Raw genomic sequence first — 13,352 nt, forward strand, 5'->3', positions numbered from 1 at the left:
CTGACCGATCGCGACATCCATCAACCAAAGGAACCCACAACCCGACCGGACACACCGGCCAGGCCACGGGGGTTTGTTACTTGGCACTGACTTTCGGCACGCTGTTGAGTTCTCAAGGAGCGGACGCACACCAACTCGACCCTCTCGGGTTCTGCTGGAGGCTTCTTGTCCAACTCTGCGCCCGTCCGGAGTGTTCCCTCGAGGGGATCCTCCGCTCCGACCCTCCCGGGCCGTGCGGCGCGCAGAGAGAAAGTTACGTGCCTGTCGGGAGCGTGTCAAACCCACTCCGCGTGACGCCAGACACCGTTCCGGAACCGGCGTGTCACATGGCGTTCACGCGGCAGGACGTCCTCAGGAGACGCGCTGCACCCCGGCGACGGACCGCTTGCCCCGGCGCAGCACCAGCCACCCTCCGGGCAGCCACGCCTCCTCGGCCGGGACGGCGTCGGCGTCGGTCATCCGCTCGTTGTTGAGGTACGCGCCGCCCTCCTTCACCGTCCGGCGGGCCTCGGACAGGCTCGAGACGAGCCCCGTCTGCTGGAGCAGGTGGGCCACGGTCGGGGTCTCGCCGTCCACGGTGACGCTGCCGGCCTCCCGCAGGGCGGCGCCGAGGGTCTCGGCGCCGAGGCCGGTCAGGTCGTCCCGGCCGAACAGCGCGCGCCCGGCTGCCTCTGCCTGGCGGAGTTCCTCGGGCCCGTGGACCAGCGCGGTCAGCTCCTCGGCCAGGGCCCGTTGCGCCGCACGCGACGCCGGCCGCTCCCGGCTCTCGGCCAGCACCGCCTCGACCTCCTCGGCCGGGCGCTCGGAGAACTGCGGCAGCCAGGTGAGCGCGTCGGCGTCGTCGGCGTTGAGCCAGAACTGGAAGAACGCGTAGGGCGAGGTGAGTGCGGGATCGAGCCACACGGTGCCGCCCTCGCTCTTGCCGAACTTCTGCCCGTCGGACTTGGTGACCAGCACGGTGGACAGGGCGTGCACCGAGGCGCCCTCCACCCGGCGGACCAGGTCGATCCCGGCGGTGAGGTTGCCCCACTGGTCCGAGCCGCCGGTCTGCAGCGTGACGCCGTGGCGGCGGAACAGCTGCAGGAAGTCGTGCGCCTGGAGGATCTGGTAGCTGAACTCGGTGTAGCTGATGCCCGCCTCGGAGTTCAGCCGCGCGGACACCGCCTCCTTGGCCAGCATCCGGCCGACGCGGAAGTGCTTGCCGAGGTCGCGGAGGAAGTCGATGGCCGACAGCGGCTCGGTCCAGGTCAGGTTGTCGACGTAGACCGGCGCGGGCAGGCCCTCGTGCTCGGCGGGCCGGTCGAGGAAGGGCGCCAGCTGGCGGCGGATGCTGTCCACCCAGCCGGCCACGGTGGAGCGGTCGTTGAGCTGCCGCTCGGCGGTCGGGCGCGGGTCGCCGATCAGCCCGGTGGCGCCGCCGACGAGGACCACCGGGTGGTGGCCGGCGCGCTGCAGCGCCCGCAGCACCATCACCTGCACCAGGTGCCCGACGTGCAGGCTCGGGGCGGTCGGGTCGAAGCCGCAGTAGTAGGTGACCGGCCCCTCGGCGAGGTGGGCGCGCAACGCGTCCTCGTCGGTGGTCTGGGCGATGAGCCCGCGGCGCTGTAGTTCGTCGAGGACGGAGGAGGTCACGAGGTACCAGTCTGCCCGGCGGCGCGGCGCCGGCGCTGCCCGCCTGGGCGGAAGGCGCTCACCGACGGCGCACCCGTCTCCCAGAACCGCCACGGCAGCTCGGTGGCCCGGCTGATCCCGACCCGGGGCCCGGCCGAGACGGCGTCCGGCCGCTTCCCCGCGTGCAGCCGCACCGGCGAGGCGGGGTCGAGGACGTCGGCGCCGCCGTCCCCCGGGCCGATCGCCAGCGCCGCGGTCAGCCGGGCCGGGCCGCGGGCCAGGTCCCGGGGCACGCGCGCGGAGGGACGGCGCAGGGCCGCGACCTCCTCCCCCACCACCACCTCGCCGGCGCGCAGCAGCACCGCGGAGCCGCGGCCGGCGGGACCGACGACGACGTTCGCGCACCAGTGCACGCCGTAGCTGAAGTACACGTACAGCCGCCCGGGCGGGCCGAACATGATCGCCGCACGCGGGGTCGGGCCGCGGTGCGCGTGCGACGCCGGGTCCTCCCCCTCCCCCGAGTACGCCTCGACCTCGGTGAGCCGGACGGCGACGGTCCCCTCGGGCCGGTCGGTGACCACCCAGCACCCCAGCAGCGCCGGGGCGACGTCGTCGACCGGCCCGAGCAGCTCCTCCGCCGTCAGCAGGCGGCCCGGCGAGCTCAGAGCGCGGCCGCCACGGGCGAGTCGGCCGACCAGCGGCCGTGCGCGGCGACGACGTCCTTGAGCGCGGCGAGCTGGGCGGCGACCCGGTCGGGCGCCGTCCCGCCGCGGGTGTCGCGGGCGGCCAGCGCGCCCCGCACCGACAGCACCTCCCGGACGGCGGGGGTGAGCCGCTCGTCGATGCCGGCGAGCCGGTCGTCGTCGAGCTGGTCGAGCTCGAGGCCCGCGGCCTCGCAGACGGCGACCATCTCGCCGGAGATCTCGTGCGCCGAGCGGAACGGGACGCCGTGCTTGACCAGCCACTCGGCGACGTCGGTGGCCAGCGCGAAGCCCTGCGGCGCGGCGGCCTCGAGGACCTCCGGGCGCAGGGTGAGCGTCGCGACCATGCCGGTGACCGCGGGCAGGAGGAGCAGCAGCTGCTCGAGGGAGTCGAAGACCGGCTCCTTGTCCTCCTGCAGGTCGCGGTCGTAGGCCAGCGGCAGGCCCTTGAGCATGGTGAGCAGGCCGGTGAGGTTGCCGACGAACCGGCCGGACTTGCCGCGGGCGAGCTCGGCGATGTCGGGGTTCTTCTTCTGCGGCATGATCGACGACCCGGTCGCCCAGGCGTCGTCGAGGCGGGCCCAGCCGAACTCGGTCGAGGTCCAGAGCACGACCTCCTCCCCCAGCCGGGACAGGTGGACGCCGACCATCGCGGCGGCGAAGCAGAACTCGGCGGCGAAGTCGCGGTCGCTGACCGCGTCGATCGAGTTCTCCGCCGCCCGGTCGAAGCCGAGCTCGGCGGCGACGGCGTCGGGGTCCAGCGGCAGCGAGGAGCCGGCCAGCGCGCCGGACCCGAGCGGGCTGACGGCGGCGCGGCGGTCCCAGTCGAGCAGCCGGTCGACGTCGCGGGCGAAGGCGTGCGCGTGCGCGAGCAGCTGGTGGCTGACCAGCACCGGCTGGGCGTGCTGCAGGTGGGTCATGCCGGGCGCGGGGACCTCGAGGTACCGCTCGGCCAGCCCCATGAGCGCGTACTCCAGCGAGGCGAGCTCGCCGACCAGCGCGCGCACGTTGTGCCGCAGGTACAGCCGCAGGTCGGTGGCGACCTGGTCGTTGCGGGACCGGCCGGCGCGCAGCTTGCCGCCGAGGGTGCCGAGCTTGGCGATCAGGCCGCGCTCGAGCGCCTCGTGCACGTCCTCGTCGGCCTCGACCGGCGCGAAGGTGCCGGCGGCGACCTCGGCGGAGAGCTCGGTGAGCGCGCGCAGCATCTGCTCGAGCTCGTCGTCGGCGAGCAGCCCGGCGCGGTGCAGCACCCGGGCGTGGGCGCGGGAGCCGGCCAGGTCGTAGGGGGCCAGCCGCCAGTCGACGTCGGTGGACTTCGACAGCGCCGCCATGGCCGGCGACGGCCCGCCGCCGAAGCGGCCGCCCCAGAGCCGGGTCTGCGAGGCGGGGGCGGTCGGGTCGGTCACGGGGTTGATCCTCCAGCGGGGTCGTCGGTCTCGTCGGTCAGGTGCGGCGGCTCGCCGGGCGCGCGTCCCGCGAGCGACTGCAGGCGCCGGGCGAGGGCCGGGCCGCCGTCGGGCTCGCGCGAGACGACGAGCAGCGTGTCGTCCCCGGCGATGGTGCCCAGGACGTCGGGCAGGCCCACCTTGTCCAGCGCCGAGGCGAGGAACTGCGCGGCACCTGGCGGGGTGCGCAGCACGGCGAGGTTGGCGCTGCCCTCGGCACTGGTGAGCAGGTCGCCGAGCAGCCGGGTGAGGCGGGCGGGGGCGGCCTGCGCGGGGCGCAGCGGGGCGTTCTCCGGCGGCAGCACGTAGGACGCCGGGGCGCCGTCGGAGCCGCGCAGCTTGACCGCGCCGAGCTCCTCCAGGTCGCGCGAGAGCGTGGCCTGGGTGACCTCGATGCCCGACTCGGCCAGCAGCGCCGCGAGCTGGGTCTGCGAGGTCACCGGCCGCGCGGTGATGACCTCGGCGATGCGGGCCTGCCGCGCCGACCGCGTCAGCGCCCCGGTCACCCGGATCGCTCCAGCAGCCAGGTGAGCAGGGCCTTCTGCGCGTGCAGCCGGTTCTCGGCCTCGTCCCAGACGACGCTCTGCGGGCCGTCGATGACGTCGGCGGCGATCTCCTTGCCGCGGTAGGCGGGCAGGCAGTGCAGGACGAGGGCGTCGTCGGCGGCGCGGGCCAGCGCGGCGTCGTCGACGGCGTAGGGCAGGAACGGCGCGACGCGCGTGTCGTACTCGTCCTCCTGGCCCATCGAGACCCAGGTGTCGGTGGCGAGGACGTCGGCGCCGTCGGCGGCGGCCGCGGCGTCGGCGGTCCACTGCACCGAGCCGCCGGTCTCGGCGGCGATCTCCTCGGCCCGCTTCAGCACCTCCGGCGCCGGCCGGTACTCCTCCGGCGAGCCGATCCGCACGTGCATGCCGGCGGTGGCGCCGCCGAGCAGGTACGAGTGCGCCATGTTGTTGGCGCCGTCGCCGAGGTAGGTCAGCGACCGGCCGGCGAGGGAGCCCTTGTGCTCGGCCACCGTCTGCAGGTCGGCCAGGATCTGGCACGGGTGGAAGTCGTCGGTGAGCGCGTTGACCACCGGCACCCGGCTGGTGGCGGCCATGGTCTCCAGCCGGTCCTGGCCGAAGGTGCGCCACACGATCGCGGCGACCTGCCGGTCGAGCACGCGGGTGGTGTCCTCGACCGGCTCGCCGCGGCCGAGCTGGCTGGACCCGGCGTCGATCACCAGCGGGTACCCGCCGAGCTCGGCGACGCCGACCGAGAACGACACCCGGGTGCGGGTGGAGGGCTTGTCGAACAGCACGGCGACCGCGCGGGGCACGCCGTTCGCCGCGCGCAGCGGGGTGGGCGCGGCGTCGGTGTGCCGGGTGCGCTTGAGCTCGGCGGCGAGGGCGAGGACCTCCGCCTGCTCGTCGGGGGTGAGGTCGTCGTCGCGGGTCAGGTGCCGGGTCACTGGCCGTTCTCCTGCAGGGCGGTGTCGAGGGCCGCCGGGACGGCGGCGACGAAGGCGTCGACCTGGGCGTCGGTGAGGACCAGGGAAGGCGCCAGGCGGAGCACGTCGGGGGCGACGGCGTTGGTGAGGAAGCCGGCGGCGCGCAGCCGCGCCTCCAGCGCGGCGGCGACCGGGGCGGTGAGGACGACGCCGAGCAGCGCACCCCTCCCCCGCACCCCGCCGACGCCGCTGTGACCGAGGCCCTCGATGCCCGCGGTGAACCGGTGCTCGAGCTCCTTGGCCCGCTCGAGCAGGCCCTCGTCGCGCATCGTGTCGAGGACGGCGAGCGCGGCGGCGGCGGCGATCGGGTTGCCACCGAAGGTGGAGCCGTGGGAGCCCGCGGTCAGCAGCTCCGCGGCGTCGCCGAACGCGAGCGCGGCGCCGATCGGCAGGCCGCCGCCGAGCGCCTTGGCCAGCGTGACCACGTCCGGCTGCAGGCCGTCGGCCTGGTGGGCGAACCAGTGGCCGGTGCGGCCGGTGCCGGTCTGCACCTCGTCGACGGCGAACAGCGCGCCGGCGTCCGCGGCGGTGCGGGCGGCCGCGGCGAGGTAGCCCGGCGGCGCGGGCAGCACGCCGCCCTCGCCGAGCACCGGCTCGAGCAGCACCATCGCGGTCTGCCCGCCGACCGCGCCGGCCAGCGCGCCGGCGTCGCCGTAGGGCACGTACCGGACCCCGCCGGGCAGCGGGGCGAACGCGGCCGCCTTGGACGGCTGCCCGGTGAGCGCGAGCGCGCCCATCGTCCGGCCGTGGAAGGCGCCCTCGGCGGTGACCACCTCGGGCCGCCCGGTGAGCCGGCTGATCTTGAACGCGGCCTCGTTGGCCTCGGCGCCGGAGTTGCAGAAGAACACCCGCCCGGGCCGGCCGGCCAGTTCCAGCAGCCGCTCGGCGAGCGTGACACCGGGCTCGTGCATCGCCAGGTTGGAGACGTGCCCGAGGGTCTGCGCCTGCCGGGTGATCGCCTCGGTCACCTTCGGGTGGGCGTGGCCGAGGATCGTCGTCGCGATGCCGCCGAGCAGGTCGGTGTACTCGCGGCCGTCGACGTCCCAGACGGTGGCGCCCTCGCCGCGCGCGAGCGCGACCGGCGGCGTCTTGTAGTTGCCCATCATCACGGCCGACCAGCGGGTGGCCAGCTCCTCCGTGTGGGTCATGCCGGCTCCTCTCCGCTGAGCGTGTGGGCGGGGACGACCATCGTCCCGGTGCCCTCGGTGGTGAACATCTCCAGCAGCAGGGCGTGCGGGGTGCGGCCGTCGACGACGGTCGCCCGCTTCACCCCGCCCTCGACCGCCCGCAGGCAGGCGGCCATCTTCGGGATCATCCCGGCGTCCAGCGTCGGCAGGATCTCGGCGAGCTCGGCGGCGTCGATCTGCTGGACCAGCGAGTCGCGGTCGGGCCAGTCGGCGTAGAGGCCCTCGACGTCGGTGAGGACGACGAGCTTCACCGCCCCGAGCGCCACGGCGAGCGCGGCGGCGGCGGTGTCGGCGTTGACGTTGTGCACCAGGCCGTCGCGGTCGGGCGCGACCGTGGCGACCACCGGGATCTTCCCGGACTGCAGCAGCGCGGTGACCGGCGTCGGGTCGACCGCGACGACGTCCCCGACCCGGCCGACGTCGACCGGCCGCCCGTCGACGAGCGCCTGGGTGCGCTCGGCGGTGAACAGGCCGCCGTCCTCGCCGGACAGGCCCACCGCGAGCGGGCCGTGCTGGTTGACCAGCCCGACCACCTCCGGGGTGACCTGGCCGGTGAGCACCATGCGGACCACCTCGACGGTCTCGTCGGTGGTCACCCGCAGGCCGCCGCGGAACTCGCTCTCGATGCCGAGCCGGCCGAGCATCTCGGTGATCTGCGGCCCGCCCCCGTGGACGACGACGGGCAGGATCCCGCAGGTCCGGAGGAACACCATGTCCTCGGCGAAGGCGCGGCGGCACTCCTCGTCGACCATCGCGTGCCCGCCGTACTTGATCACCACGACGTTGCCGTGGAACTCGCGCAGCCACGGCAGCGCGCCGGTGAGGACGGCGACCTTGCGGGCGTCGCCCTCCGGGTCGTAGGTGCGCATGACCCGGGTGGTGCCGATCCGCCGGCGCGGCGGAGGCGCCTCGTCGACCCGGACGTCGGGCGGCGTGGGGTCCTCGTGGGTGTTCTCGTGGGTGCTCACGTCGAGTAGGCCGAGTTCTCGTGCACGTAGGCGAGGGACAGGTCGTTGGTCCAGATCGTCGCCTGCTCGGTGCCGGCGCCCAGGTCGACGTCGATGGTGATCGCCCGGCCGGTGAGGTCGACGCCCTCGCGCGGGTCGCCGATCGCGCCGCCCCGGCACACGGTGACGCCGTTGATGGTCACGTCGACGCGGTCGGGCTCGAAGGCGGCGTCGGTGGTGCCGATCGCGGCCAGCACCCGGCCCCAGTTCGGGTCGTTGCCGAACAGCGCCGTCTTGAGCAGGTTGTTGCGGGCGCAGGCCCGGCCGGCGGTGAGCGCGTCCTCGACGGTCGCCGCGTTGCGCACGGTGATCGCGATGTCCTTGGTCGAGCCCTCGGCGTCGGCGAGCAGCTGCATGGCGAGGTCGGTGGCCGCGGCGGTGAGCGCCTCGGCGACCTCCTCCGCGGCCGGGCCGACGCCGCTGGCGCCGTTGGCCATCGCGACGACGGTGTCGTTGGTGGACAGGCAGCCGTCGGAGTCGACCCGCTCGAAGCTGACGCCGGTCGCGGCCTCGAGCGCCTGCTGCAGCACGGCGGGCTCGACGGCGGCGTCCGTGGTGAGGACGACGAGCATCGTGGCCAGGCTCGGCGCGAGCATGCCCGCGCCCTTGGCCATGCCGCCGACCGACCAGCCGTCCCGCTCGACGACCGTCGTCTTGGGCACCGAGTCGGTGGTCATGATCGCCCGGGCGGCGTCGGGACCGCCGTCGGCCGACAGCGCCTTGGCCGCGTCGGTGACCCCGGGCAGCAGCCTGTCCATCGGCAGCCGGACGCCGATCAGCCCGGTGGAGGCGACTGCGACGTCGATCGCGCCCAGCCCCAGCTCGGCCGCGGCGTGCTCGGCGGTGGCGTGGGTGTCCTGGAAGCCCTCGGGGCCGGTGCAGGCGTTGGCGCCGCCGGAGTTGAGGACCACCGCCCGCAGCCGGCCGGTCGACAGCACCTGCCGGCTCCACTGCACCGGCGCGGCCGGGAAGCGGTTGGTGGTGAAGACGGCGGCGGCGCTGTCCTGCGGCCCGTCGTTGACGACCAGCGCGACGTCGGCCGCGCCGGTGCTCTTGAGCCCGGCCGCGACGCCGGCGGCCCGGAAGCCCTGCGGTGCGGTGACGCTCACGGGGCCACCCCCACCAGCGGCAGGCCCGCGGTCTCGGGCAGGCCGAGGGCGATGTTGGCGCTCTGGATCGCGCCGCCCGCGGTGCCCTTGGTGAGGTTGTCGACCGCGGCGACGACGACCAGCCGGCCGGCGTCCGGGTCGACGGCGACCTGCACCGCGACGGTGTTCGCGCCGAGCACCTGCGCCGTCGTCGGCCACTGCCCCTCGGGCAGCAGGTGCACGAACGGCTCGTCGGCGTAGGCCTTCTGGTAGGCGGCCCGCGCGGCGTCGGCGTCGGTCCCGGGCCGCAGCGGCGCCGAGCAGGTGGCGAGGATGCCCCGGCTCATCGGCACCAGGGTCGGGGTGAAGCTGATCCGCACCGGTTCCCCGGCGGCCGCGCCCAGCGTCTGCGCCATCTCCGGGGTGTGCCGGTGCACGCCGCCGACGCCGTAGGCGCTGACCGAGCCCATCACCTCGCTGCCGAGCAGGTGCGGCTTGGTCGCCTTGCCCGCGCCGGAGGTGCCGGAGGCGGCGACCACGACGACGTCCGGCTCGACCAGCCCGGCGGCCAGCGCCGGGGCCATCGCGAGGGTGACCGAGGTCGGGTAGCAGCCGGGGACGGCGATCCGCCGCGCACCGGCCAGCCGCTCCCGCTGGCCGGGGAGCTCGGGCAGGCCGTAGGGCCACGTCCCCGGGTGCGGCGCGCCGGCGTCGCCGCCGTACCAGCGGGCCCAGGCGGCCGGGTCGGCCAGCCGGTGGTCGGCGCCGCAGTCGATGACCAGGGTGTCCGGGGACAGCTGCGCGGCGATCGCGGCCGACTCCCCGTGCGGGAGCGCGAGGACGACGACGTCGTAGCCGGCGAGGTCCCCGGGTGCGCTCGGCCGGACCTCGAGGTCGGCGAAGGGCAGCAGGTGCGGTTGCAGCTCACCGAGGCGTCGGCCGGCGCTGCTGTTCGCGTGCACCCCGGCCAGGCGGAGGTGCGGGTGCCCGGCCAGCAGCCGGCACACCTCTCCTCCCGCGTACCCGGTGGCGCCGGTGACCCCGACCGTCCACGTCTGCCCTGTGCTCACGATGCATGACCATACAGGCCCGTGCATGACCTTTCATGACCGGGGTCCCGAGGTGTCCTCGCGCCCGCCCGTGCTCTGCCCACAGGTGTGGGCAGAGCACGACCGTCCCGGAGAGGAGGTCGCCACTCCCGTCGGTCACGCTCTGCACACCCACGAGACGGCGCGCACTCAGGAGATGGCGCGCTCAGGAGACGAGGTGGGCGGACCGCGCGGGTTCCACCCCCGCGTAGGGACTCAGCCCTCCCCAGCGGATCAGCTCGCGCTCCAGCCACGGCGGCCCGGCCAGCGCCATCCGGCCGGACTCCTGGGCCGCGGCGAGCCCGAGCCGGCCGGCGCACCACCGCACGAGCGAGCCGACGTCGGTCGTGACCACGCCGTCGTCGGGGAACCCGGGCGGCGCGACGCAGACCTCGTTGCCCGTCCGGTCGAGCAGCAGCCAGAGGTGGTGCGGCGCCCGGGAGCGCCGGACGTCGAACCGCACGACCACCCGGGGCCGCGGCAGGGACGCCGGGTCGATCAGCCGGGCGAGGGTCCAGAGTGCGAGGTAGGGGTCGTGGTCGCCCGGCGCCACCTCGCGCCACCTCGCCCCCCACCTCCCCAGCGCGGAGCAGACGTCGTCCAGTTCCCGCCCCATCCGGGTCAGGGTGTACTCCGTGGTCCGGCCCGACCGCCTCCGCTCGACCACGCCGTCCCGTTCCAGCGTGTGCAACCGCTGGGCCAGGACGCTGCGCGAGAGCCCGGGGGCGCCGTCGAGGATGTCGCCGAAGTGGACGCACCCCAGGGCCAGGTTCCGGATGATGATCGGCGTCCACCGCTGGGCGAAGACCTCGGCCCCGAGCGCCAGGGGGCAGTACTGACCGTAGCCACCCATGACGGACACCCTCCACCCGCGAGGGCCCCCGTGGGGTGACCGAGGACGCGGCACGTCCGTACGAGTCCGTTTTCCGGACTGACGGTGCCGGATCCGGAGGAGTGGACTCGACGGACCACGCCTCGGCCGAGGAGTCCCCATGCGCCGGTCCCTGCCCACCGCCGTCGCGGCGGCCGTCCTGACGGTGACGCTGACGTCGGTCTCCCCCGCTGCGGCGCACGGCGTGCCCGACGGGGCCAGCGTCCGCGCCTGGAACGCCGTCGCCGTCGACACGATCGTCGCCGCGGTCCCACCCGTCCCGGGTCCGGTGGGCCCCCTGTACCTGACCTACGTGCACCGTGCGGTGTACGACGCCGTCGGGGACGCCGTCCACGACGACGACGCCTCGGTCCCCGCCGCGGTCGCCGCCGCGGCCTCCACGGTGCTGGTCCACCACTTCCCGGCCCAGGCACAGGCCCTGCGGGACCGGTACACCGCCGCGCTGGCCGAGGTCCCGGACGGGGCCGCCGAGGCCCGCGGCATCGCCCTCGGGGAGGCCGCCGCCGCGGCGCTCCTCCGAGAGCGGGAGGACGACGGTCTCAACGGTCCGCCCCCGCCGCTGACGGCGTCGGGTCCGGGGGCGTGGGCGCCGGCCGACCCGAACGTGCCGGCGGTCGCGACCTGGCTCGCCCGGGTGCGGCCCTTCGTGCTCGACTCCCCCTCGGCGCTCCGGCCGGCTGGCCCGCCGGCGCTCACCAGCGACCTGTACGCCCGGGACTACGAGGAGGTCAGGGTCCTCGGCGGTGCGTCGTCGACGCAGCGCACCCCCGAGCAGACGGCCGTGGCCCTGTTCTGGGCCGATCCGCCGGCGGTGCAGAGCCAGCGGGCGCTGCGCGGCTACAGCGAGCAGGAGGGTCTGGACGCGCTGGCCACGGCTCGGCTGTTCGCCCTGGTGGACACCGCGAGCACCGACGCGCTCATCGCCTGCTTCGACGCCAAGGTGCGGTACGACTTCTGGCGGCCGATCGGGGCCGTCCCCGCCGGTGACACCGACGGCAACCCCCGCACCCCGGCCGAGCCGGGCTGGACCTCGCTGGTGCCGACGCCCAACTTCCCCGAGTACCCGAGCAACCACGCCTGCGCGACGACCGCACTGGTCACGGTCATCGACGGGCTGGACGGGCGGGGGCCGTTCTCACTGACGATGACCAGCGTCCGGGGCACGCCTCCCGCGGTCGCCGACACGCACACCTGGCGCTCCCCGGAGCAGGTGGTCTCCGAGGTGGTCGACGCGCGCGTGTGGGGCGGGCTGCACTTCCGGTTCTCCACCGTCGACGGGGCCGACATCGGCCGGGCGGTCGGGCGGGCGGTGCTGGAGTCCGACCGGTAGCCGGGCGCGCGTCAGCCCAGCGGGTCGCCGTCGCCGTACGGGAGCAGCCGCAGCCTCCGCGCGTCGCCGGCCGGCGCGGTGGCGCGGAGCGTGTCGAGGTCGTCGACGCCCGCGCGGAAGAACCGCCCCGACCACTGGTCCAGCTCCCCGGCGGCGATCGCCACCACCACGTCGACGACGTCCTCGGGCCGGGTCCAGTCGGTGCGGCCCTCGTGCATCGGCATGGCGCGGGTCATCCCGGTGTCGACGACGCCCGGCGCCAGGTCGAACGCGCGCACGCCGTGCGCGGCGCCGGCCAGGTCGATCGCTTCGGTGATGCGCATCTGCGCGGTCTTGCCCGCCGAGTAGGCGCTGTAGTGGGGGTTGGCGCGGGTGCTGATCCCGCTGGCGAGGTCGACCACCCGGCCGCCGCCGACGGCGACCATCCCGGGCAGGACGGCGCGGGCGACGAGGAACGGCCCGCGCACCTGGCTCTCCACGACCTCCCACCACTGGTCGGGGTCGGCCTCCCACAGCGGCACCTCGGCGGCGTCGATGAGGCCGGCGTTGTTCACCAGCAGGCCGACCGGCCCGAGCTCGCGGACCACCTCGGCGACGGCGGCATCGACGGCGGTGCGGTCGGTGACGTCGGCGGGCAGCGCCAGGGTGCGCGCGCCGGTGGCGGCGGCGACCTCGGCCATCGCCGTCCGCAGCCGCTCGGGCCCGCGGGCGATCCCGGCGACGGCGGCGCCGCGCGCGGCCAGCCCCTCGGCCACGTGCCGGCCGATGCCCGCCGAGGCCCCGGTGACGAGCGCGACCAGGCCGGTGAGGTCCGCCATCAGTCGCCGCTGCGCAGGGTGATCCCCTGCAGCTCGACGACGGCGACGATGCCCTCGCGCACCCGGGCGACGTCCTCGGCGGTCAGCGTGCGGTCCGGCGCGCGCAGCACCAGCGAGTACGCCAGCGACCGCGACCCGGGCGGGACCGGCGGGCCGGAGTACACGTCGAACAGGCGCACCGCCTCGAACAGCTCCCCCGCTCCCCCGCGGACCAGCGACTCGACGTGCGCGGCGGTGATCTCGTCGGGCACGACGAAGGCCAGGTCCAGGAAGACCGGCGGGAACGTCGAGATGCGCGGCCCGACCGGGACCGCGGCCGGCGGGAGGGCGTCGACGTCGAGCTCCATCACCGAGGTGCGGGCCGGCAGGTCGAGGGCCGCGCAGACCCGCGGGTGCAGCTCGCCGGCGTACCCGACCACCCGCTCGTCGACGACGAGCTCGGCACAGCGGCCCGGGTGCCACGGCGCCTGCTCGCCGGGGCGGACGAACAGCTCGACGCCCGCGGCGGCGGCCACCAGCCGGGCGGCCTGGACGGCGTCGGCCCAGCCCGCGGCCCGGCCGGGACCCCACCAGCCGCGGGGGGGGGGGGGGGGGGGGGGGGGGGGGGGGGGGGGGGGGGGGGGGGGGGGGGGGGGGGGGGCGGGGGTGGGGGGGGGCGGCGCGCGCCGGCGCGGCGCGGGGCGGGGGCGGGGGGGG

General features: G+C 75.8%; 13 protein-coding genes. 1 reads left to right on the forward strand and 12 read right to left on the reverse strand.

The window, feature by feature from the left end:
• Nucleotides 1-351 precede the first annotated feature (351 nt).
• The 10 genes from tyrS to ACI798_RS23015 form a co-directional block, all read right to left on the reverse strand.
• Nucleotides 352-1,632 (reverse strand): tyrosine--tRNA ligase, encoded by a 1,281-nt coding sequence (tyrS, locus tag ACI798_RS22970; RefSeq protein WP_457049044.1) that lies wholly within the window; start codon nt 1,630-1,632, stop codon nt 352-354.
• Nucleotides 1,629-2,309 carry a DNA-3-methyladenine glycosylase gene (locus tag ACI798_RS22975; protein WP_456943550.1) on the reverse strand — a complete coding sequence of 227 codons (681 nt, stop codon included), beginning with the start codon at nt 2,307-2,309 and terminating at the stop codon, nt 1,629-1,631. Before ACI798_RS22975 ends, tyrS begins: the two co-directional genes overlap by 4 nt.
• Nucleotides 2,273-3,718, reverse strand: a complete 1,446-nt coding sequence (gene argH / locus ACI798_RS22980) for an argininosuccinate lyase (RefSeq protein WP_457049045.1) — start codon at nt 3,716-3,718, stop codon at nt 2,273-2,275. Before argH ends, ACI798_RS22975 begins: the two co-directional genes overlap by 37 nt.
• Nucleotides 3,715-4,263 carry an arginine repressor gene (locus ACI798_RS22985; protein ID WP_456943540.1) on the reverse strand — a complete coding sequence of 183 codons (549 nt, stop codon included), beginning with the start codon at nt 4,261-4,263 and terminating at the stop codon, nt 3,715-3,717. The genes argH and ACI798_RS22985 overlap by 4 nt, the downstream gene beginning before the upstream one ends.
• Nucleotides 4,260-5,207, reverse strand: a complete 948-nt coding sequence (argF, locus tag ACI798_RS22990; protein ID WP_457049046.1) for an ornithine carbamoyltransferase — start codon at nt 5,205-5,207, stop codon at nt 4,260-4,262. Before argF ends, ACI798_RS22985 begins: the two co-directional genes overlap by 4 nt.
• On the reverse strand, nt 5,204-6,394 hold the full coding sequence (locus tag ACI798_RS22995) for an acetylornithine transaminase (protein WP_457049047.1): 1,191 nt from the start codon (nt 6,392-6,394) through the stop codon (nt 5,204-5,206). Before ACI798_RS22995 ends, argF begins: the two co-directional genes overlap by 4 nt.
• Nucleotides 6,391-7,401 (reverse strand): acetylglutamate kinase, encoded by a 1,011-nt coding sequence (gene argB / locus ACI798_RS23000; protein WP_456943543.1) that lies wholly within the window; start codon nt 7,399-7,401, stop codon nt 6,391-6,393. Before argB ends, ACI798_RS22995 begins: the two co-directional genes overlap by 4 nt.
• On the reverse strand, nt 7,398-8,549 hold the full coding sequence (argJ, locus tag ACI798_RS23005) for a bifunctional glutamate N-acetyltransferase/amino-acid acetyltransferase ArgJ (protein WP_456943544.1): 1,152 nt from the start codon (nt 8,547-8,549) through the stop codon (nt 7,398-7,400). The genes argB and argJ overlap by 4 nt, the downstream gene beginning before the upstream one ends.
• Complete coding sequence (gene argC, locus ACI798_RS23010; RefSeq protein WP_457049048.1) at nt 8,546-9,598, reverse strand: N-acetyl-gamma-glutamyl-phosphate reductase; 1,053 nt, start codon at nt 9,596-9,598, stop codon at nt 8,546-8,548. The genes argJ and argC overlap by 4 nt, the downstream gene beginning before the upstream one ends.
• Before the next feature lie 184 nt (nt 9,599-9,782).
• Complete coding sequence (locus ACI798_RS23015) at nt 9,783-10,469, reverse strand: winged helix-turn-helix transcriptional regulator (RefSeq protein WP_456943546.1); 687 nt, start codon at nt 10,467-10,469, stop codon at nt 9,783-9,785.
• Nucleotides 10,470-10,608: 139 nt separating this feature from the next.
• On the opposite strand from ACI798_RS23015, the gene ACI798_RS23020 reads away from it, so the two are divergent.
• Nucleotides 10,609-11,838 carry a vanadium-dependent haloperoxidase gene (locus tag ACI798_RS23020; protein ID WP_457049049.1) on the forward strand — a complete coding sequence of 410 codons (1,230 nt, stop codon included), beginning with the start codon at nt 10,609-10,611 and terminating at the stop codon, nt 11,836-11,838.
• 11 nt (nt 11,839-11,849) lie between these two features.
• Here the strand turns inward: ACI798_RS23020 and ACI798_RS23025 are convergent, their stop codons facing one another.
• Nucleotides 11,850-12,656: an SDR family NAD(P)-dependent oxidoreductase gene (locus ACI798_RS23025; RefSeq protein WP_456943548.1), complete on the reverse strand. Its 807-nt coding sequence runs from the start codon at nt 12,654-12,656 to the stop codon at nt 11,850-11,852.
• Nucleotides 12,656-13,352 (reverse strand): phenylalanine--tRNA ligase subunit beta-related protein (locus tag ACI798_RS23030; protein WP_457049050.1); only part of this gene is annotated, 697 nt, incomplete at its 5' end. The genes ACI798_RS23025 and ACI798_RS23030, both read right to left, overlap by 1 nt.

The organism is Geodermatophilus sp. SYSU D01045 (assembly GCF_054050295.1).

Coding starts and splice junctions, on each gene's coding strand:
- ACI798_RS23020 (WP_457049049.1), top strand. CDS start 10,609: ATGCGCCGGTCCCTGCCCACCGCCGTCGCGGCGGCCGTCCTGACGGTG.
- ACI798_RS22995 (WP_457049047.1), bottom strand. CDS start 6,394: ATGACCCACACGGAGGAGCTGGCCACCCGCTGGTCGGCCGTGATGATG.
- ACI798_RS23015 (WP_456943546.1), bottom strand. CDS start 10,469: ATGGGTGGCTACGGTCAGTACTGCCCCCTGGCGCTCGGGGCCGAGGTC.
- ACI798_RS23025 (WP_456943548.1), bottom strand. CDS start 12,656: ATGGCGGACCTCACCGGCCTGGTCGCGCTCGTCACCGGGGCCTCGGCG.